This window comes from Bradyrhizobium sp. F1.4.3 (assembly GCF_040548375.1).
Classification (GTDB): domain Bacteria; phylum Pseudomonadota; class Alphaproteobacteria; order Rhizobiales; family Xanthobacteraceae; genus Bradyrhizobium.
Window position 1 is genome coordinate 181604 of record NZ_JBEPRN010000014.1, and the last position, 20217, is coordinate 201820.

Consider the following 20217-nt stretch of genomic DNA (forward strand, 5'->3'; position numbering starts at 1 on the left):
AGGCAGATGACCACGAGTCCTTCAAACAACGTCCGCCTCGGAGTATGGGTCCCGGCCTTCGCCGGGACGACGGCGGAGTTTATCGCAGCAACGGCGGCCATCTGCCCATGACCCCCCTCCGCGCCGGCATCATCTCGGCCATCGTCACGGTCGTCCTCGACCAGGCCTCAAAGCTCTGGCTGCTGAACGTGTTCGACATCGCCCGTTGGGGCGCGGTGAAGGTGACGCCGTTCTTCGACCTGGTGCTGGCCTGGAATATCGGGATCAGCTTCGGCTGGCTCCAGAATGACGGCCAAGCGGCGCAGCTCGCCCTGATGGCCGTGAAGGCCGTCGCGGTGGTCGCGCTGGCGATCTGGATGGCCCTCTCCCACACCCGGCTTGCCACCGTGGCGCTCGGATTGATCATCGGCGGCGCCATCGGCAACGGCATCGACCGCCTGGCTTATGGTGCGGTGGTCGATTTCGCCCTGTTTCATATCGAGATCGGCGGAAATACCTTTAATTGGTACGTCTTCAACCTGGCGGACGTGGCCATCGTTGCTGGGGTGGCGGCGCTATTGTATGATTCCTTCCTGGGGGTACCCGCCGCAAAAGCGCCCTGATCCCGGCCGATACGGACCGGAGGTGGAACCCCGCTTTGCGAGGGTGGCCGCGCGCGACGCGGCATCTGCCACAATATGGAACAGGTATGGTGATGCGCAGCTCGGAGACCAGCGGTTCGATGGTTCGAGACCCCCAGCGGGGGATTTGGCGGGCGCTGAAATTGTCCGCCGTCGCGCTCGGCATCGGCCTCGTCATGTCGGCAGGCCCGGTCCGCGCCGGTGACGACGGCGATGATGATGACGACATGACCTTCGAAGAGAAGCTCATCGACAATCTGATGTCCGGTATCGGCGCCAAGAGTATGGAGAAGAAGGGTATCGAGTACCGCGAGCGGTCGCCGCTGGTGGTGCCGCCCAAGCTCGACCTGCCGCCGCCCGCCGGGACCGAAGCCAAGAACGCGCCGAACTGGCCGAAGGACCCCGACGAGAGGCGCCGCAAGGAAGCCATCGCTCAGCGGAAGAAGGCGGTCAAGGCGACCGAGAACTGGCAGGCCGCCCAGCCGCTGACGCCCGCCGAGATGAGGGCTGGCCAGACCGCCGCCCCCGAGCGCACGAACAATGATCCTATCCAGCCGGGCACCAACGGCAACCCGTCGATGAGCCCCGCCCAACTCGGTTTCACCGGCGGTCTGTGGAACATGATGAAAGGCGGCAAAGACGAGACCAAGCAATTCACGACCGAGCCGCCGCGCCAGTCGCTGACCGAGCCGCCGCCGGGATATCAGACGCCTTCGTCGAGCTATGCCTATGGCGCCGGTGAGGATAAGACGCGTCATACGTTTTTCGACATCATGTCCGGCAAGGACAGAGAACAATAGCGCCTATCGCCCGCCGCGACCTCTCGGAACGCGCCGGCTTGGCTAGGCGCAGATTTGGTGCGCCCGGTCTGTGTGACTCGGCGCACAATTTGCTTACGTACAGTTTAGTTGCGCGTTGATAGCGTTCTCTGCTTCGTGACGCGCAGCGTCAACCGCACGGTGTACCATCCCGTGCCTCCGAGCCGGACGTCAGGGCTCGGCCTTTCATAAGGATCATGATGTCCTCCTACCGATCGGCTGCCTGCCTCCTTGCCGCGCTGCTTACGACAAGTGTCCTATCGTCTTGCGCCGCCTTCGCCCAGACCACGGTAACATCGGCTCCGCCCGCCAGCTTCACGCTCAGCAACGGCCTCCAGGTCGTGGTGATCCCGGACCACCGCACGCCCGTGGTCACGGAGATGATCTGGTACAAGGTCGGCTCGGCCGACGAGACGCCGGGCAAGTCCGGCCTCGCCCATTTTCTCGAGCACCTGATGTTCAAGGGCACGGAGAAGCATCCGGTCGGCGAGTTCTCCCAGACTGTGCTTCGCGTCGGCGGCAATGAGAACGCCTCGACCTCGGTCGACTACACCAACTACTACCAGCGGGTGCCGCGCGAACAGTTGCCAACCATGATGGAGTTCGAGGCCGACCGCATGACCGGCCTGATCCTCAAGGATGAGAACGTGCTGCCCGAACGCGACGTCGTGCTCGAAGAGTACAACATGCGCGTCGCCAACAGCCCCGACGCGCGGCTCAACGAGCAGATCATGGCCGCGCTCTATCTCAACCATCCCTACGGCCGTCCGGTGATCGGCTGGCACCAGGAGATCGAAAAGCTCAATCGCGAGGACGCGCTCGCCTTCTACCGCCGCTTCTATGCGCCGAACAATGCGATCCTGGTGATCGCCGGCGACGTCGAGGCCGCCGACATACGCCCGCTGGTCGAGCGCAATTTTGGTCCGATCCCCGCCCAGCCGGCGATCCCCGCCCGGCGCATCCGCCCGCAGGAGCCGGAGCCGGCCGCACCGCGCACGGTCACGCTGTCCGACCCACGCGTCGAGCAGCCCGGCTTGCGACGCTACTACCTGGTGCCCTCCGCAACGACGGCCGCGGCCGGCGAGAGCGCAGCCCTCGACGTGCTCGCGCAATTGATGGGCAGCGGCAACAACTCCTATCTCTACCGCGCACTCGTCGTCGACAAGCCGCTCGCCGTCTCCGCCAGCGCCAGCTATTCCAGCATCTCGCTCGACCCGACCCAGTTTGCGATCTCGGCCTCACCGAGGTCCGGCGTCAGCTTCGCAGACGTCGAACAGGTCATCGACGGCGTCATCGCCGACATCGTGCAGAATCCGATCCGCGCCGAGGATCTCGAACGGGTCAAGACCCAGCTCATCGCGGAGGCGATCTACGCCCAGGACAACCAGGCGGTCCTGGCGCGCTGGTATGGCGGCGCGCTGAGCACCGGCCTGTCGATCGAGGACATCAGGAGCTGGCCGAATCGCATCCGCGCGGTCACCGCTGAACAGGTCCGTGAAGCTGCGCAAAAATGGCTCGAGAAAAAGCGCTCGGTGACCGGCTATCTGATCAAAGACACCGCACCCGCCAAGCGCGAGGAGAAGCGTTCGTGACCCATTCCTTTCTTCGCGCACGTCGCGTCGCGCTGACCTTCGTCACCGGTGCTGCACTCGCGCTTGCTGCTGTCTCGCCATCGCAGGCGGCCGCAAAGATCCAGCACCTGATCTCGCCGGGCGGCATCGAAGCCTGGTTCGTTCAGGACGCAACCGTGCCGCTGATCGCCATGGAATATTCCTTTGCCGGCGGCTCGGCGCAGGATCCCAAGGACAAGCCGGGCGTCGCCAATCTCGTCGGCGACCTGCTCGACGAAGGCTCCGGCGATCTCGACTCCAAGACGTTCCATGAACGGCTTGATCGCCGCGCCATCGAGCTCTCCTTCAGCGCCACCCGCGACACCTTCCGCGGCAGCCTGCGCATGCTGCGCGACAACAAGGACGAAGCCTTCGACCTGCTGCGGATGTCGCTGACCTCGCCGCATTTCGACACCGTCGATGTCGAGCGGATCCGCTCGCAAGTGATCTCGAGCCTGCGCCGCGAGACCACCAACCCGACCTCGCTGGCGAGCCGCAAATTCCTGGAGATCGCCTTCGGCGACCACCCTTACGGGCGACAAACCAACGGCACGCTGGATAGCGTACCGACCATCACGGTCGCCGACATGAAGGACTATGTCGGCCGCGTGCTTGCCAAGGATACGCTGAAGATCGCGGTCGTCGGCGACGTCGATCCCGCCACGCTCGGCAAGCTGCTCGACCACACGTTTGGTGCCCTGCCCGCCAAGGCCAATCTCGTGCCGGTCCCCGATATCGACGCGGCAAGGCCGCCGCAGCGCGCCTTCGTGCCGCTCGACGTGCCGCAGACCGTGATCACCTTCGGCGGCCCCGGCGTGAAGCGCAGCGACCCGAACTTCATGGCGGCCTATGTCGTCAACCATATCCTCGGTGGTGGTGGATCGTCCTCCCGGCTCTATCGCGAAGTGCGCGAGAAGCGCGGGCTCGCCTATTCGGTGTTCGAATCACTGCTCTGGATGGAGCATTCGGCGCTCGTCATCGGCAATACCGGCACGCGCGCCGACCGCGCTGGCGACACCATGGATGCCATCGAGAAGGAAGTGCGCCGCATCGCCGACGAGGGCCCGACGCAGAAGGAACTCGACGAGGCCAAGTCCTACCTCAAGGGCTCGCAGATGCTGGCGCTCGATACCTCCTCCAAGCTCGCGCAAGCACTGCTGCAATATCAGCAGGACAAGCTGCCGATCGACTATATCGAGAAGCGCAATGCCATCGTCGATGCGGTGACGCTGGACGACGCCAAAGCCGCCGCCAAGCGGCTCTGGGCCCAGGGACTCCTGACCGTCATCGTCGGCCGCGCCCCGCAGGCCGCCGCGCAACCGGCTGCAGCGGCGCCGAAGTCGAATTGAGGCTTCTTCTGTGCGCTTCCTGAAATGGCCGGGTTCGCCCGGCCATTTGCGTTTCGCATGAGCGCCATTGCCGAACGTGGAGGTCCGGGATATGTCCGGACATCACGAATGGTGCCATCATGCTGCGGATATCCCGCGACCTCGTCATCGACGAGGACGACATCGAGATCGGCTTTGTCCGCGCCTCCGGTCCCGGAGGCCAGAACGTCAACAAGGTCGCGACCTCGGCGCAATTGCGTTTCGATACCCGCAAGCTGACCTTGCCGGAAGATGCAGCCTTGCGCCTTGCCCGCCTGGCCGGCCAGCGCATGACCAAGGACGGCGTCATCGTGATCCAGGCGCAGCGCTTCCGCACCCAGGAGCGCAACCGCCAGGACGCCATAGACCGCCTCACCGAAATCCTGCGCGAGGCGATGGTGCGACCGAAGCCAAGGCGCGCGACGCGGCCGACCTTTGGCTCCAAGCAGCGCCGGCTCGAGGGCAAGAAGCGTCGCAGCGACATCAAGGCCGGTCGCGGCGGCGGCCGCGGACTCGACGATTGATTGACCAAGACATCGACCAAGAAACCTCCGGCCGCCGAGCGACCGGAGGTTTGCTGTGTCAGGTGGCGTCAGTAACGCTTTCCGGTGGTGGCGCCTGAAGCGGAATCGTCGACCGTTCCCTTGTGTGTGGCGCTGCCGGTAGTGCCGACCGTGCCCTTTGTTCCCTTGGTCGACTTCATGCCGACCTTCTCGCCCGCAGCACCCGGCTGCGCGCTCAAATCCTCTTCATCGCTGCTTGAGGCGCCGCCCTGCATGGTCTTGCCCTGCGCGCCGCCGCGCAACTTGGTGTCGGACGGCGCGCCTTGCGCAAGAACCGGCCCCACCAGCAATGCCGAGAGAGCACATGCGATCACAGAGGTCTTCATCAACTTCATCCATTTCTCCTGGATTTGTTCGCGATGAACGGTTCGGCGTATCTCCACGCCGTTCGCCCGGACCGTCTCACCGCGCCGAGATCCGAACGGCGCGGCCCCATGCAATCCGCGTCGTGTGGTCATCGTTTAGGAATTTCGCGGCCATTTCGCGAAAATGCTTTCCTCATATGCGGCGGCGCGGAACACGCGCAGGCCGCGAGCACCCGCGTTTGAGTGCTGACGGCTTCGACAACGAAACAGCCCGCTACTACCACCGCATGTTTGGCGGCGCCTAGAGTTTGCGCACGCTGACTTTGATATGGATGGGCGGGCTCTTGGCGATGCGCGCAGTCGTGCTGGGATTGTGCACCGCGGTGGTGCTGGTGGTGCGGGTGGCCGATGCGCAAATGCCCTTGCCGGCCGCAAAGCCACCGCCGGATGGCGCAACGCTGTTCAAGCAGCAATGCGCGGTGTGCCACACCACCAACGTGTCGGAACCGATGCGGCAAGGTCCGCCGCTGGTCAATATTGTGGGACGGCCGGCTGGCAAGACCGAAGGGTTTCACTATTCGGACGGTCTCGCGAAAGCGGACTTCGCCTGGGACGAGGCCAGGCTCGATGCATGGCTGACCAATCCGCAGGCCGTCGTTCCCGGCGTAGTCATGGCCTACCGACAAGCGAAGCCGGAGACGCGCGCCGCCATCATCACCTACCTCAAGGAGCTGAACTGAATGGCAAAGCCTGTCCATTCCATGATCCGCGTGCTCGACGAGGCCCGCTCGCTCGACTTCTACAAGCGCGCCTTCGGCCTCGAGGTTACCGACCATCTGAAATTCGCAGACTTTGCCCTGATCTATCTGCGTCACCCGTCCTCACCTTTCGAGGTGGAGCTGACCGTCAATTTCGATCGCAAGGAACCTTATGCGCTCGGCGACGGCTACGGACATCTCGCCGTCGTGGTCGAGGATCTCGATGCCGAGCATGCGCGCTTCGAGCGCGAGATGCTCGCACCGGGGCCGCTGCGCGATTTCAAGCATGACGGCAGGACGCTGGCGCGTTTCTTCTTCGTCAGTGATCCCGATGGCTACAAGATCGAGGTGATCCAGCGAGGCGGACGTTTCAACTGAGCAAATCAAAAAATCCAAATCACGAAAATCCACGGAGGAATCCCATGAGAGAAGTCGATCGTCGAAGCAAGCACAGCCGCCGCGTCTTTCTCAAGGGCGCAGCGACCGCCGTGCCGGTCGCGGCCGTTGCAGCGAGCGTCGCCGTCAGCATCGAGGGCGCCTGGGCCGATGAGGCGAGTGCACTTTCACCTGCGACGATGAAGACGTTGCTGAAGGTCGCGCGCGACATCTATCCGCACGATGCCCTCGGCGACAGCTACTACATCACCGCGATCAAGCCCTGGGACGGCAAGGCGGCCAAGGACCCCGCCGTCAAGGCGCTGATCAGCGAAGGCATCACCAGGCTCGATCAGAACGCGCGCGACCGCCACAAGATGCCCTATGCCGAGCTGCCCTGGGAATCCGATCGCGTGGTGCTGCTGACGGAGATCGAACAGAGCGACTTCTTCCAGAAGGTGCGCGGCGACCTCATCGTGTCGCTTTACAACCAGAAAGAGGTCTGGCCGCGGTTCGGTTACGAGGGCTCGTCCGCCGAGCATGGCGGCTACATCAACCGCGGCTTCGCCGACATCGACTGGCTGCCGAAGGCCTAAGGCACACCCCAACGGTTGAGGAGAACGCAAATGGCAAAATTCGATCTGAACGACTCCAGCGTTGTGGTGGTTGTCGGCTCCGGCGCCGGCGGCGGCACGATGGGCAACGAACTGGCGCAAAAGGGCGTCAAGGTCGTCATCCTCGAGGCCGGTCCGCGCATCGAGAACCAGGACTTCATCAACGACGAGTGGGACAGTTTTTCCCAGCTCGCCTGGACCGATGCCCGCACCACATCAGGAACATGGCGCGTCGCCAAAGACTTCTCGGGTCTCCCAGCCTGGATCGTCAAGGCGGTCGGCGGCTCCACCGTGCATTGGGCCGGCGCGTCGCTGCGGTTCGACGAGCACGAATTCAAGGTCAAAAGCACCTACGGCAACATTCCCGGCGCCAATTTGCTGGACTGGCCGGTCACGCTCGCCGAGATGGAGCCGTGGTACGCCAAGGCCGAGAACAAGATGGGCGTGACCCGCACCAACGGCATTCCCGGGCTTCCCGGCAACAACAATTTCAGGGTGCTGGAGGCCGGCGCGAAGAAGCTCGGCTACAAGACCGTGCACACCGGCAACATGGCGATCAATAGCCAGCCGCGCGACGGTCGCGGCTCCTGCCAGCAGATCGGCTTCTGCTTCCAGGGCTGCAAATCCGGCGCGAAATGGTCGACGCTCTACACCGAGATCCCCAAGGGCGAGGCGACCGGCAACCTCGAGGTGCGGCCGAGCAGCATGGCGGTCAAGATCGAGCACGACGCCGGCGGCAAGGTGACCGGCGTGGTCTACGCCGACGAGCGAGGTGCGATGCAGCGCCAGAAAGCGCGCATCGTGGCGGTGGCCGGCAATTCGATCGAGAGTCCGCGGCTGCTGTTGAACAGCGCCTCCACCATGTTCCCCGATGGCCTTGCCAATTCATCCGGACAGGTCGGCCGCAACTACATGCGTCACATGACCGGCAGCGTCTACGCGGTGTTCGAGAAGTCCGTGCACATGTATCGCGGCACCACCATGGCCGGCATCATCCGCGACGAGGCCGCCAACAATCCGAAGCGCGGCTTCGTCGGCGGCTACGAGATGGAGACGCTGTCGATCGGCCTGCCCTTCATGGCGGCATTCCTCAACCCCGGCGCCTGGGGACGTCCGTTCACTGCAGCGCTCGACAGCTATCCGCGGATGGCCGGCATGTGGCTGGTCGGCGAGGACATGGCGCAGGAGACCAACCGCATCACGCTCGATCCGGTTGTGAAGGACAAGTTCGGCCAGCCGGTCGCGAGCGTGCATTTCGATGATCATCCCAACGACGTCGCGATGCGCGCCCACGCCTACAAGCAGGGTGCGGCGGTCTACGACGCCGTCGGCGCCACCGTGAGCTATCCGACGCCGCCCTATCCGAGCACGCACAACCTCGGCACCAACCGGATGAGCGAGAAGCCGCGGGACGGCGTGGTCAACAAGTTCGGGCAGAGCCACGACGTCAAGAACCTGTTCGTCTCCGACGGCAGCCAGTTCACCAGCGGCGCGGCCTGCAATCCGACCCTGACCATCGTCTCGCTCGCCATCCGGCAGGCGGATTACATTGCGGGCGCGATGCAGAAGAAGGAGATCTGATCCCTCGCTGTCATCGCACTCACGATGATGGCGTGGACGCGGCACGCTTTGAATTCAGTCGTCGTCCCGGCGAAAGCCAGGACCCATTATCCTCGGGAGGAGTTTGACGAAGGCTCGTCGTTCGGAACAGGCATCGTCGATCACTGATAGATTCCGCGGTATGGGTCCTGGCCTTCGCCAGGACGACACCGAGGGTGCGGAAGCGGATTCGCGATCGTGCTATTCGGCCGCGTCGAGGATAGGCGCGACGGTTTCCTTGAAATCCCGCGCCGGCGTGGCGTTTCGGGAGCGGTCGATCAGGCATGAACAGCGCAGCAGTGAGGCGAAATTGTTGACCTCGCCATGATGGTCGAGGACTTCGTTGTAGAGCGTCGTCAGGAACTTGCCGAGGCTCATGCTCTCCCTGGCCGCGATCTCCTCCAGCGTGTCCCAGAACGCCATTTCCAGCCGGATCGAGGTGCAATGACCGTCGATCCGCAATGAGCGGGTCTGGGATTCATAGTCGCGTTGGGGCTGGTGCGCGAAGAGATGGCACATGGCGTCCTCCCGTCCTGTTGCCGTTTTTTCACGATGCTACACCTGCTCTCCGGACCTCACAATCAAGACTGAGGGAGGACGACGGCCGACGCGTGGTTTGCTCGAACGTCCAATGGCTTCAAGGCGATAGTCCACACTCCTCCCCAGCGGGCCAAGTTACCCGTCGTTTGCCTGTTGCTTGGCGCATGCTTTTGACGCAACACGGCATAGAATAGCGCGTCCGCGAATCCAGGATCGAATCCAAGTCCGAACCCATGCCCGTCCGCCAATTGCCAGAGCAGGTCGTCAACCGCATCGCCGCGGGCGAGGTGGTCGAACGTCCCGCGAGCGTGGTCAAGGAACTCGTCGAGAATGCGATCGATGCCGGCGCGAGCCGGATCGACGTCTTCACCGATGGCGGCGGCCGGCGCCGGATCGGCATCACCGACGACGGCAGCGGCATGACCGCGAAAGATCTAGCGCTCGCGGTGGAGCGCCACGCCACCTCCAAGCTCGACGATGAGGACCTGCTCCAGATCCGTACGCTCGGGTTCCGCGGCGAGGCGCTGCCCTCGATCGGCTCGGTGGCGCGGCTGTCGATCACCACGCGGCATGCCAGCGAGCCGCATGCCTGGGCGCTCACCGTCGAGGGCGGCGAGAAATCCGAGATCATGCCGGCGGCGCTGGCGCATGGCACCCGCGTCGAGGTCAACGATCTCTTCTATGCGACGCCGGCGCGTCTGAAATTTCTGAAGACCGACCGGACCGAGGCCGAGGCGATCCGCGAGGTGGTCAGGCGCCTCGCCATGGCGCGCCCCGACGTCGCCTTCACGCTGGCCGGCGAAGAGCGTGCGCCGGTGACCTGGGCGGCGGCGCTACCCGGAGCGGCCGGCCGCCTGACGCGGCTCGGCGATATCCTCGGCGCGGAGTTCCGCAGCCACGCCATCGAGGTTCATGCCGAGCGCGAGGGTGTCGTGGTCGCCGGCTATGCGGCGGCGCCTGCCCTGACGAGGGCCAACGCGCTCGGGCAGTACCTTTTCGTCAATGGCCGCCCGGTCCGCGACAAGCTGATCCTCGGCGCGGTGCGCGGGGCCTATGCCGACTACCTGCCGCGCGACCGCCATCCGGTGGTGGCGCTGTTCGTCACACTCGACCCGCGCGAGGTTGACGCCAACGTGCACCCGGCCAAGACCGAGGTGCGCTTCCGCAACGCCGGTCTCGTGCGCGCGTTGATCGTGCACGGATTGAAGGAGGGGCTTGCGCGCGAGGGGCGGCGCACCGCCGCCAATAGCGGCGAGAGCGCATTGTCCTCGTTCCGGCCCGCCTTCACGCCGCGTCCGGCGAGCTGGGACTGGCGGCAATCGCCATCCGCTCCGGCCGGGCCGCTGCCATCGTTCGAAGGCGCCGCCGCGCCTGCTTTCGCCGAGCGCGCGCAAGCCGCCTTCGACGTTGGCGCGCCGAGCGCCGACGTTCGGATCGACACGCAGCCGGTGGCCGACCTTGTCGATCGCCCGCTTGGCGCCGCACGCACGCAGCTCCACGAGACCTACATCGTGTCGCAGACCCGCGACGGCCTGATCATCGTCGACCAGCACGCCGCCCATGAGCGCATCGTCTATGAGCGGCTGAAGGCCTCACTGGCCGAAAACGGCGTGCAGCGGCAGATCCTGCTGATCCCCGAGATCGTCGAGATGGACGAGGCCACGGTGGAGCAGCTGCTTGAACGCAGCGAAGAACTCGGATCCTTCGGCCTTGCGATCGAATCCTTCGGCCCCGGTGCGGTAGCGGTGCGCGAGACGCCGTCGCTGCTCGGCAAGACCAATGCGGGCGGCCTGTTGCGCGATCTTGCCGAGCACATGGCCGAATGGGACGAGGCGCTGCCGCTGGAGCGCCGCCTAATGCACGTCGCCGCCACCATGGCCTGCCACGGCTCGGTGCGCGCCGGACGCAGGCTGAGGCCGGAGGAGATGAACGCCCTGCTCCGCGAGATGGAGGAGACTCCGAACTCCGGCCAATGCAACCACGGCCGACCGACCTATGTCGAGCTGAAGCTCGCCGATGTGGAGAAGCTGTTTGGGCGGAGGTGATTTACGCGTTGCACTTCAGAAACACGAACTCCGTGTCGTCATAGGCGCGCCGCTCCAACTCCTCGAAGCCATCAGGCGTCGCGAACTGCGCGGCCTTCGCCTCTTCAACCACGAGCAGCGCCCCCGGCGTGAGCCAGCCACCGTCGCGCAAGCTCGCGAGCGCTTTTTCCGCAAGACCCCTGCCATAGGGCGGGTCGAGGAATACCAGCGAGAACGGCTCGACCGGATGCGCCGGACCGAGATCGGTCGCGTCGCGGCGGTAGACTTTCGTCACGCCGCCAAGCCCCAGCGCCTCGACATTGTTGCGCAACAGTGCGCGGGCCTCGGCGCCATTGTCGACGAACAGCGTGAACTTCGCGCCGCGCGAGGCCGCCTCGATGCCGAGCGCACCGGTGCCGGCGAAGAGATCGAGCACGCGCGCGTCCTGGATCGGATCGTCATAGGCGTGCACGAGGATGTTGAACACGGACTCGCGCAGGCGGTCCGCCGTGGGGCGGATGTCGCGCGAGGACGGTGAGGCGAGATTGCGCCCCTTCAAACGACCGCCGACGACGCGCAACGTCAGTCCTCCCGCGGCGTCAGGTCGCGCTTGCCGTGATAGCCGCGCTTGGGACGGCGCGGTGGGCCATAACCACTGGCTTCAGCCTCGTTGCGCTCGCGCGCCTCGTCGCTGCCAGTACGCTGCACCACCACGCGGCGGCCCTTGCGGTCGTTGATCACAGCGCGCTTGCTGGCGGGCTTGGTCTCGCCCGATGCAGAATCGTCGCCCGACGATGATTTCTGCGGCACGTCGAATTGCGCTCCCGACTTCTCGATTATCTTGTCGCCGAGCTGCTCGCGCAGCACGCGCGAGCGGATCTCCTCGACCTGGCCTTCGGGGACCTCGCCGAGCTGGAACGGGCCGTAGGAGACGCGGATCAGCCGGTTCACTTCAAGGCCGAGATGAGCGCAGACGTTACGCACCTCGCGGTTCTTGCCTTCACGGATCGCGAACACCAGCCAGACATTGGCGCCCTGGTCGCGCTCCAGCGTCGCTTCGATCGGACCGTATCTGACGCCCTCGACCTCGATGCCGTTCTTGAGCTCGTCGAGCTGGGCCTGCGTGACGTCGCCATGGGCGCGGACGCGGTAGCGGCGCAGCCAGCCGGTATCGGGCAGTTCGAGCGTGCGCGCGAGCCCGCCGTCATTGGTGAGCAGCAGCAGGCCTTCGGTGTTGAAATCGAGCCGGCCGATCGAGATCAGCCGCGGCAGGCCTTCAGGCAGATTGTCGAACACGGTCGGACGCCCCTCGGGATCGTCATGTGTCGTCATCAGGCCGCGCGGCTTGTGGTAGAGGAACAGCCGCGTGCGCTCGCGCTCCGGCAACGGCTTGCCGTCAACAGTGACGACATCGTTCGAGGTGATGTCGAGCGCCGGCGAATTGATGACGCGGCCGTTGACGCTGACGCGGCCCTGCGTGACCATCTCTTCGGCGTCGCGGCGCGAGGCGAGGCCCGCACGCGACAGCACCTTGGCGATGCGCTCGCCAGCCTTCTTCGGCTTCGGCTCCTCGTCGCGCCGTGGACGGCGATCGAAATCACGATCGCGCTCGCGATAGGCGCCGCGGCCGCCGAACGCCGGCCGCTTCTCGAAGATCCTGCTCTCATCCTCGTTTTCACGGCGCGGACGATCGCCAAAGCGACCTTCGCTGCGCGGATGCTCGTGCCAGTCGGAGCGGCCTTCGGAGCGCTCGCGCGGGCGATCGAATTTGGGGCGGTCACCGCCGCGCCCACCGCGTTCCCCATCGCCGTCGCGGCGGGGCCGGTCGAATTTGGGCCGCTCGCGGAACGGACGATCACCCGATGCACGATCGTCACGCGACCGCGCGAAGCGCGGACGGTCCTCGCCGCCTTCGCGCTTCTGCCAGGGCTTGTCTTCGCTGCGGTCACGGCCGCCGAAATCCTTGCGCGGGCCCTTGCTGAAGTCCTTGCGCGGCGGCCGGTCGCCGCGCGGAGCCGAATCGCGCTTCTGCCAGGGTTTTGAATCGCTGCGCTCGCCACGATCGCGCGGACGGTCGCTGCGGTCCGGCGCCCCCCGCGAGAACTTCCGCTCGCCGTCAAACTTGCGTTCCGGGCGTTCACCACGCGGCGCGTAGGGCCGCTTGTCGCCAAACTTCTTGTCGCCGGACCGAGCGGCCGGACGGGAGTCGTCGCGATCACGGCTGCGCGCCGGGCGGTCGTCGCGCCCATAGGACGGGCGATCACCGCGCGGCTTGAACGGCCGCTTCTCGCCATCGCGCGACGGACGATCGGAAAACGGGCGGTCGCCACGCGCCTTGAAGCTGCGCTCGCCGCGATCCTCGCGAGGCCGGTCGTCGCGCTTGAACTTCGGACGGTCGCTGAAGTCACGGCGTGGGGCATCGCCCTCCTCGCGGCGGCGGAACGGACGGCCCTCGCGGTCGCCGCGGGGCGGGCGGCTGTCACGGTCGCCCTTACCCTCAACGCCGCGCTTGGCGAACTTCTTCTCGGGGCCGCGCGGCTTGCCGGACCGACCCTTGGGCGGGCCTCGATCACGCCGGCCGCGGGAATCGTTGTCTTTGTCGCTGTCGCGAGGCATGAATAATCTCACTTAGGGGTGGCCAGAAAGCATTGTGCGCGCTCGCTTCGAGCCGCATGCTCAGGCAAATCCGGTATTCACTCTTGCTGAAGGCGGAGCTACTAGCAGGTTTCTGGCGATGATACGAGGCTTGAAAGCCCCCTCATTCATGGATTTGGCGCTCAAAACGGCCGAAAATGCCGGAAAGGCGGGCGAAGTTCCGATTGGGTGCGTGGTGGTCCGCAATTACGAGGTCATTGCCACCGCCGCCAACCGGACGCTGACCGATTACGACCCCACGGCCCATGCCGAGATCATTGCGCTGCGCGAAGCCGCCAGGAAAATCGGCAGCGAGCGCCTGGTCGACTGCGACCTCTACGTGACGCTGGAGCCCTGCACCATGTGTGCGGGCGCGATCTCTTTTGCAAGGGTCCGCCGGCTCTATTACGGCGCGGCCGACCCCAAGGGCGGCGCGGTCGAGTCCGGCGTGCGGTTCTTCACGGCGCCGACCTGCCATCACGTGCCGGATGTCTATTCCGGGGTCGGCGAAAGCGAGGCGGCCCGGCTGCTCAAGGACTTCTTTCGGGAGCGGCGTTAAGCTGCCGAGAAAAACTCGCGCAACGCCTTTGCGGTGACGTCCGGATTCTCCTCCGTGAGGAAGTGACCGGAATCCACCGGCATGCCGTCCACATTCGTGGCCCATTGCTTCCAGATGTCGAGCGGCGTCGCTGCGGCCTGGGCGATGCCTGCGCCGCCCCACAGCGCCAGCATCGGGATCGTGATCTTCTTGCCGGCCTCGAAATCGGCCTTGTCGAGGTCGTAGTCGATAGTGGCGCCGGCACGGTAGTCTTCGCACATCGCATGCACGCGGGCGGGATCGCGGAACGGCGCGATGTAGTGCTCCAGTGCGCGCCTGTCGATCGCATCGAGCGTCTTCGACTTGGTCTGGCTCGCCATCTTGAAGCGCAGGAAGAATTCGCCTTGGCCTGCGATCAGCGTCTCCGGCAGCGGGGCAGGCTGCGCCAGAAAAGTCCAGTGATAGATCTTCAGCGCGTAGGCGCGGTTCATCCGCTCCCAGTAATTATAGGTCGGCAGGATATCGAGCACCGCGAGTCGCGACAGCCGGCCGGGATGGTCGAGCGCGAGGCGGTAGGAGACGCGGCCGCCGCGGTCGTGGCCGGCAAGCGCGAAGTGCACGTGGCCAAGCTGCTCCATCGCCTCGACCATGGCCTTCGCCATCGCGCGCTTGCTGTAGGGCGTATGCAGCGCATCGCTCTCGGACATGTCCGACCAGCCATAGCCCGGCAGGTCGGCGATGATCAGCGTGAACTTGTCGGCGAGCTGCGGCGCGACGCGATGCCACATCACATGCGTCTCGGAGAAGCCGTGCAGCAGCAGCAACGGCGATCCGTTGCCGCCAACGCGCGCGAAGATGCGGCCTGAGGATGTGTTGACCCATTCGGAGGCGAAGCCGGGATAGAGGTCGGCGAGATCGGACATGAGATTAGACATGGGTTCCATCAGCTCAAAACAAAAATGTCGAAAACAACCCCATGCAAAGTAGCACGGCCGTCCTCGGCGAGGGACGCTAAGCCCAACAGCCGATTGCGCATTTTTGGAATGACGATGTGGCGGAGCGATGGCGCGAGATTCCCGCCAGCGCGCTTTGCGCCGCGATCGGAAAAACCGCTGTCAGCCCTTGGCCTTCTCGGCTTCCACCGCTTGCCAGCCGATATCGCGGCGGCAGAAGCCTTCCGGCCAGTTGATGCGGTCGACGGCCTGATAGGCGCGCGCCTGCGCTTCGGTCACGGTCGCTCCTAACGCGCAGACATTGAGCACGCGGCCGCCATTGGCGAGAATAGCGCCGTCCTTCGCGACCGTGCCGGCGTGGAAGATCTCGACGGTGTCGACCCTGGCCGCGTCATCGAGCCCCTCGATGCGCGTGCCCTTCTGGTAGTCGCCGGGATAGCCCTTCGCGGCCATCACCACGGTGAGCGCGGATTCCGGATACCAGCGCAGGTCGAAATTTTTCAGCTGCCCGTCGCAGGAGGCGAGGAACGCCGGCACGATGTCCGACATCATGCGCAGCATCAGCACCTGGCACTCGGGATCGCCGAAGCGGACGTTGAACTCGAACAGCTTTGGGCCCTGCGTCGTCAGCATGATCCCGGCATAGAGGATGCCGCAAAACGGCGTGCCGCGCTGCTTCATGCCGGCCACCGTCGGCAGAATGATCTTGGCCATGATCGCGTCGTGGATCGCCGGCGTCACCAGCGGCGTCGGCGAATAGGCGCCCATGCCGCCGGTGTTCGGGCCGACGTCGTGGTCGAACACGCGCTTGTGGTCCTGGGCGGAGGCCAGCGGAATGGCTGTCTCGCCGTCGCAGAGCGCGAAGAAGCTGATCTCGCGGCCCGGCAGGAACTCCTCGATCACGACCTCGGCGCCGGCCTCGCCAAACGCGCCCTCGAACATCATGGCGATGGCGTCCTCGGCCTCGCGCACGGTCTTGGCGACGACGACGCCCTTGCCGGCGGCCAGGCCGTCGGCCTTCACCACGATCGGCGCGCCCTGGCTCTGCACATAGGCGCGCGCATCATCGGCATTGGTGAAGCGCTTGTAGGCACCGGTCGGGATGCCGAATTCGGTGCACAGCGCCTTGGTGAAACCCTTGGAGCTTTCGAGCTGGGCGGGGATCCTGTTCGGCCCGAACGCCTTGATGCCGGCCGCGGAGAGATCATCGACGATGCCGGCGGCAAGCGGCGTCTCCGGGCCGACCACCACGAGCTCGACTGCGTTTGTCTTGCAGAAATCGATCACGGCGGCATGGTCGGCGACGTCGAGCGCCACGCACTCGGCCTCGCGCGCGATCCCGGCATTGCCGGGCGCGCACCAGAATTTGGTCACCAGGGGAGAGGCCGCGATTTTCCACGCCAGGGCATGTTCGCGGCCGCCGGAACCAAGCAGGAGAATGTGCATCGAAGGCTCGAAATGACGGGTTTGCTGGAGGCGGAGGTCGCACGAATCGCGGCGGGTCTCAAGGGGGGCTGGCTTCGAACTCCCCGTCATTCCGTGGCGCGCGCCTTGGGCGCGAGCCGAAATTCATCCGGCCATGCGCAGACTAGTCGGTGACGCTCCGGAAGCCACCCCAGAACTCGGCCGAACCACGAACGTTGCGCAATACGGACGAATAGGTTTTATACAAGACCAGACGTGGCCATTCGCCTCCGCTCCAGCGCCACCTCCGTCAAATGCTCGCGGGGCACGCGGGCCGGCGTTCGGGCGGCGCTTGAGCGTAGCTGTTCGTTTATCGCTGGCTGGGCGGGATCGCGGAGCTGGCCTTAGGCCAAGGTGTTCGGCCTTCCTCGCAGAAGAACTGTTCGGATACCTGCCGATTTACGAACAGAGCAAAAGGGCGACTTTGGACTACCCTCCAACGCTCCCTGCGCTGTCGCAATGGGTCCCCTTGTGTCCCGGGGGCCCTATGGAAAAGCAGGGCACCCCCCAGTTTCAAAAACTGAGCCTAAAGGGCTGCGGCCGCCGCCCAGCTGGCATCAGTACCGGAGCCGCTCTCATCTTGGGTCTCGCGAAAGCGGAATGATGCAGCGCGGTCTACTGGGCATCATTGCCCAACGATCAGTTGTGTTCGCCTTCATGAAAGTTGCTTCGATCCGTGTCCGCATATAGTGGTTGTTCGCAAGCAAGCTGGAAATCGCATGAAACGAACCGATAGGGATGTCCCGGACGACGCTCTCCTCGCTTCTGTGGCCGCGCATTCACTGGGGAAGCTCCCCGTCCTTTCTGCGGAACAGTTTCAAGCGCTATGTCGCGACATGCAGGGCGCTTTTCCAGACTTGGTACAAAGAAGCCTTAATGGCCTAGTCGAACATGGCGGCGCTGCCACGAGTTCTTCTTCGCGGGCCGAATTCGACATTTGCGGTCCTGAGCCCAGTCCCGTCGACTTTGATTGGCGGTTTGATCAGCGAACAGCACTTCGTTTGGCAGAGACCCTGATAGGGCCGGGCAATCGTGAAGTCCTCTGCGTTGGCGCACCAACGGTTTATGGTGCAATCCGATCGCTCGGAGGAAAAGGCTTTCTGGTAGACCGCAACCCATTGCTCGCTAGAAATCTCGCTCCCGGAACGTATTGTATCGCAGACATCTCGACCGAAGAGATGCTGGACCAGCAATTCGGTCACAAGTTTGACGCGGCTATCATCGATCCGCCGTGGCATCCGGAGGCTTACGGCCTTTGGCTTGCCCGTACGCAGCCACTGCTGCGCGCTGGTGCCGATGTATTTGTGACGATGTTCCGTAGGTTCACTCGGCCAGGAGCGCTGGAAGAACGGGCTCAGTTGCTTGAGCGCTTTGAAAAGATTGGCCGTGTTAGTGGCGTGCCATTCGAAGCAGTGTATTCAACTCCTCCGTTCGAGCAGGAAGTGTTGCTCCGTCTCGGGCTCCCAAATTTGCCGAGTTGGCGGGCCGCAGATATCTACAAAATTGCCCTTCATCAGCAACCGGAGCTCTCGGTCTTCCACCCGGTTGCATGGCCTACGCATAAGTGGAAGCGCTATAGTTTGGATGGTCAGGTAATTGCCGTGAAGGATATTCCGGATGACGAAGGAAAAATCCAAGTTGCAAGCGAATTTCCATCATGCATCAAAACTGTGAGCCAGCGTGATCCAGCGCGGTCGCTTTACACAGTGTGGACCTCAAGAAGTTGCGCTGCAGTTGTCAGAGGTACGAAGAGGCTCGCTGCGATCCTCGAAAGATCAGGGGAAGTCCCGGTAGAGCAATCCGACCTACAGGCCGCGTCCCAGCTTGCAAGAGACTTAGGTTTTCAATTCCGGAGATAGCCGTGCCCGATACTTGCGTCCTGCGCTTTCGTGACATTGAAGGTGATGACACCGTCCAAAAGCACCGGCAGCTAATTAGTGCGTCCGGCTCTGTATGGTGGGGGTGGTGGAAGAAGCTCGCTGAGCCTGATCGTTGGCGAGAGATAGAAGAGTTACAAGATAAGGCTCGCAAGGAAGCGCTTTCGGTTGGATTGTTTGATTATTCTACTCCGAGTTTCTTTGTCGCCAACATGGTCGACTGCGTAGTGACAAAAGGTGAGCGGGTGTTGTCGCCGGATGCGCGGCAGACGCCTTCGTATGCTTCCGAGAAGCGTTGCCCGGCTTGGTTTCGATTTGCGGCGATTGAAGAAGTTACGGCCGCAGAATTTGAAGAGCGCTTTGGTCCGCCTCCAAGTGGAGATGGTACATTTTTCCCCATTTGGAGAGACCGTTCGCGGGCGTCTCTAAAGCTTTCCGATCCAATCAAAGCAAGCCGACCGTCGATACTGCATCTGTCCGATATACACTTCGGGACGGATTTCGGTTTCCCGCAACGGTCCGGGCCCGGTCAGACACCGTTGCTCGACGTTATTGAGCGTGACTTGAGGGACGATCCTCCCGGCTTAATCGTCGTTTCGGGGGACATCACAAGTCGAGCCGATGCTAATGTTTTGCAAAACGAGGGATTGCGATTTCTTAGGGCGCTCTCCGACGCTCTGAAGGTGCCAAAGGAGTGCTTCGTCATCGTTCCAGGAAATCATGACATTGCGCTTCAGAATTATGCTCCGACCGATTATTCGCACGAAGCAGCATACAATTTGTTCACCAAGGAGTTCTTCGGGCGTGAGATGAAGTGCCCAGAGCTGCGGAGATTTGGATTTCCTAACGGGCGGACGATTGAGCTTCTGGCCATGAACTCCGTGCGCTTGCGGCACAAGGCCGAGAGCCAATTTGGCTATGTCCAGTGGCGCTTGTATGATGACGCCCTTCGGCTCACCGAAAGAAATCCGGACGATTTCCGCATTGCGGTTCTGCATCACCACCTCGTTCCAGCTTCGCGGGAAGAGCGAACCGATCCGAACTATAAAGAGGCGGCAATAAGCGTGACGCTGGATGCGGGCGCAGTTGTGGAAGGCCTGCAATCTAACGGGTTTAAGCTGGCCCTGCATGGTCATCAGCATGTGCCTGCCATTGCGCGAATTGACCGCGGTTCTCCGGTCGGCGGCAAGGTAAAGCTATCTGAGGACGGGGGTATGGTCGTTCTCGCCGCGGGAAGTGCGGGCGCAACTCGTCTGTCTGATGAAATGCGAGATAATTCTTACAACGTCATCAAGCTTCTGGATAAAGGTTATTCAGTCGAAGCGAAGCGGTTTAATCCCGCCAAAGCTCCTGAAATCCTATTTCAGTCTAATTTCGATTGACGTACCGCAGCGTGACGTAACCTTCCGGGTATTGCGGTGACAGTCCACTAATTTCCAAAGCCAGCGCAGTTGATACCATTTAGTGCACTGGACTGCACCCCTCAAGTGAGACACGATAATCTCGGTGACAGGGCATTTCCGAGGATGACCTGTGGCAGCAAGAGGGAAGAACCGTC

The 20217-nt window shown here is 63.7% G+C and carries 19 protein-coding genes; 13 read left to right on the plus strand and 6 right to left on the minus strand.

Annotated elements, in window-relative coordinates; all coding sequences use genetic code 11:
* The first annotated feature begins 107 nt into the window (after positions 1 to 107).
* From lspA to arfB, 5 genes are all read left to right on the plus strand, one after another.
* Positions 108 to 602 carry a signal peptidase II gene (gene lspA, locus ABIB73_RS28820; RefSeq protein ID WP_354229516.1) on the plus strand — a complete coding sequence of 165 codons (495 nt, stop codon included), beginning with the start codon at positions 108 to 110 and terminating at the stop codon, positions 600 to 602.
* A 92-nt stretch (positions 603 to 694) separates the two neighbouring features.
* Complete coding sequence (locus ABIB73_RS28825; RefSeq protein WP_354229553.1) at positions 695 to 1420, plus strand: hypothetical protein; 726 nt, start codon at positions 695 to 697, stop codon at positions 1418 to 1420.
* 215 nt (positions 1421 to 1635) lie between these two features.
* Positions 1636 to 3030: a M16 family metallopeptidase gene (locus tag ABIB73_RS28830; RefSeq protein WP_354229518.1), complete on the plus strand. Its 1395-nt coding sequence runs from the start codon at positions 1636 to 1638 to the stop codon at positions 3028 to 3030.
* A complete protein-coding gene (locus ABIB73_RS28835) occupies positions 3027 to 4397 on the plus strand; it encodes a M16 family metallopeptidase (RefSeq protein ID WP_354229520.1) in 1371 nt (456 codons plus the stop codon). The genes ABIB73_RS28830 and ABIB73_RS28835 overlap by 4 nt, the downstream gene beginning before the upstream one ends.
* 119 nt (positions 4398 to 4516) lie before the next feature.
* A complete protein-coding gene (gene arfB / locus ABIB73_RS28840; RefSeq protein WP_354229522.1) occupies positions 4517 to 4939 on the plus strand; it encodes an alternative ribosome rescue aminoacyl-tRNA hydrolase ArfB in 423 nt (140 codons plus the stop codon).
* Between the two features lie 68 nt (positions 4940 to 5007).
* Here arfB and ABIB73_RS28845 read toward each other — a convergent pair whose 3' ends face one another.
* Positions 5008 to 5436 carry a hypothetical protein gene (locus tag ABIB73_RS28845; RefSeq protein WP_354229524.1) on the minus strand — a complete coding sequence of 143 codons (429 nt, stop codon included), beginning with the start codon at positions 5434 to 5436 and terminating at the stop codon, positions 5008 to 5010.
* Positions 5437 to 5633: 197 nt separating this feature from the next.
* Here ABIB73_RS28845 and ABIB73_RS28850 point away from each other — a divergent pair, with 197 nt between their 5' ends.
* Genes ABIB73_RS28850 through ABIB73_RS28865 form a run of 4 tightly spaced genes read left to right on the plus strand, consistent with a single transcriptional unit; the run spans position 5634 to position 8611 of the window.
* A complete protein-coding gene (locus tag ABIB73_RS28850; RefSeq protein WP_354229555.1) occupies positions 5634 to 6023 on the plus strand; it encodes a c-type cytochrome in 390 nt (129 codons plus the stop codon).
* Complete coding sequence (locus tag ABIB73_RS28855; protein WP_354229526.1) at positions 6024 to 6419, plus strand: VOC family protein; 396 nt, start codon at positions 6024 to 6026, stop codon at positions 6417 to 6419.
* Positions 6420 to 6463: 44 nt separating this feature from the next.
* Positions 6464 to 7012: a gluconate 2-dehydrogenase subunit 3 family protein gene (locus ABIB73_RS28860; RefSeq protein WP_354229527.1), complete on the plus strand. Its 549-nt coding sequence runs from the start codon at positions 6464 to 6466 to the stop codon at positions 7010 to 7012.
* Positions 7013 to 7042: 30 nt separating this feature from the next.
* Positions 7043 to 8611 (plus strand): GMC family oxidoreductase, encoded by a 1569-nt coding sequence (locus ABIB73_RS28865; protein ID WP_354229529.1) that lies wholly within the window; start codon positions 7043 to 7045, stop codon positions 8609 to 8611.
* Between the two features lie 219 nt (positions 8612 to 8830).
* Here ABIB73_RS28865 and ABIB73_RS28870 read toward each other — a convergent pair whose 3' ends face one another.
* Entirely contained in the window at positions 8831 to 9148 is a 318-nt protein-coding gene (locus ABIB73_RS28870; RefSeq protein WP_354229531.1) for a ribbon-helix-helix domain-containing protein, read from the minus strand.
* Positions 9149 to 9402: 254 nt separating this feature from the next.
* Between ABIB73_RS28870 and mutL the strand changes: the two genes are divergently transcribed.
* On the plus strand, positions 9403 to 11214 hold the full coding sequence (gene mutL / locus ABIB73_RS28875; RefSeq protein WP_354229533.1) for a DNA mismatch repair endonuclease MutL: 1812 nt from the start codon (positions 9403 to 9405) through the stop codon (positions 11212 to 11214).
* Position 11215: 1 nt separating this feature from the next.
* Here mutL and rsmD read toward each other — a convergent pair whose 3' ends face one another.
* Together rsmD and ABIB73_RS28885 are read right to left on the minus strand one after the other, a co-directional pair.
* On the minus strand, positions 11216 to 11773 hold the full coding sequence (rsmD, locus tag ABIB73_RS28880; protein ID WP_354229535.1) for a 16S rRNA (guanine(966)-N(2))-methyltransferase RsmD: 558 nt from the start codon (positions 11771 to 11773) through the stop codon (positions 11216 to 11218).
* 2 nt (positions 11774 to 11775) lie between these two features.
* Positions 11776 to 13809: a pseudouridine synthase gene (locus ABIB73_RS28885; RefSeq protein ID WP_354229537.1), complete on the minus strand. Its 2034-nt coding sequence runs from the start codon at positions 13807 to 13809 to the stop codon at positions 11776 to 11778.
* A 118-nt stretch (positions 13810 to 13927) separates the two neighbouring features.
* On the opposite strand from ABIB73_RS28885, the gene ABIB73_RS28890 reads away from it, so the two are divergent.
* The gene (locus ABIB73_RS28890; protein WP_354229557.1) at positions 13928 to 14386 is read left to right on the plus strand and encodes a nucleoside deaminase; all 459 of its coding nucleotides are present in this window, start codon (positions 13928 to 13930) and stop codon (positions 14384 to 14386) included.
* Here ABIB73_RS28890 and ABIB73_RS28895 read toward each other — a convergent pair.
* Complete coding sequence (locus tag ABIB73_RS28895; RefSeq protein ID WP_354229559.1) at positions 14383 to 15288, minus strand: alpha/beta fold hydrolase; 906 nt, start codon at positions 15286 to 15288, stop codon at positions 14383 to 14385. The two genes, ABIB73_RS28890 and ABIB73_RS28895, sit on opposite strands and share 4 nt — an antisense overlap.
* Positions 15289 to 15480: 192 nt before the next feature.
* Complete coding sequence (gene purD / locus ABIB73_RS28900; protein ID WP_354229539.1) at positions 15481 to 16764, minus strand: phosphoribosylamine--glycine ligase; 1284 nt, start codon at positions 16762 to 16764, stop codon at positions 15481 to 15483.
* 737 nt (positions 16765 to 17501) lie between these two features.
* Between purD and ABIB73_RS28905 the strand changes: the two genes are divergently transcribed.
* Both ABIB73_RS28905 and ABIB73_RS28910 read left to right on the plus strand, forming a co-directional pair.
* Positions 17502 to 18641: a hypothetical protein gene (locus ABIB73_RS28905; RefSeq protein WP_354229541.1), complete on the plus strand. Its 1140-nt coding sequence runs from the start codon at positions 17502 to 17504 to the stop codon at positions 18639 to 18641.
* A gap of 2 nt (positions 18642 to 18643) precedes the next feature.
* Positions 18644 to 20041, plus strand: coding sequence for a metallophosphoesterase family protein (locus ABIB73_RS28910; RefSeq protein ID WP_354229543.1), 1398 nt, complete (start codon positions 18644 to 18646; stop codon positions 20039 to 20041).
* The last annotated feature ends 176 nt before the right edge of the window (positions 20042 to 20217 follow it).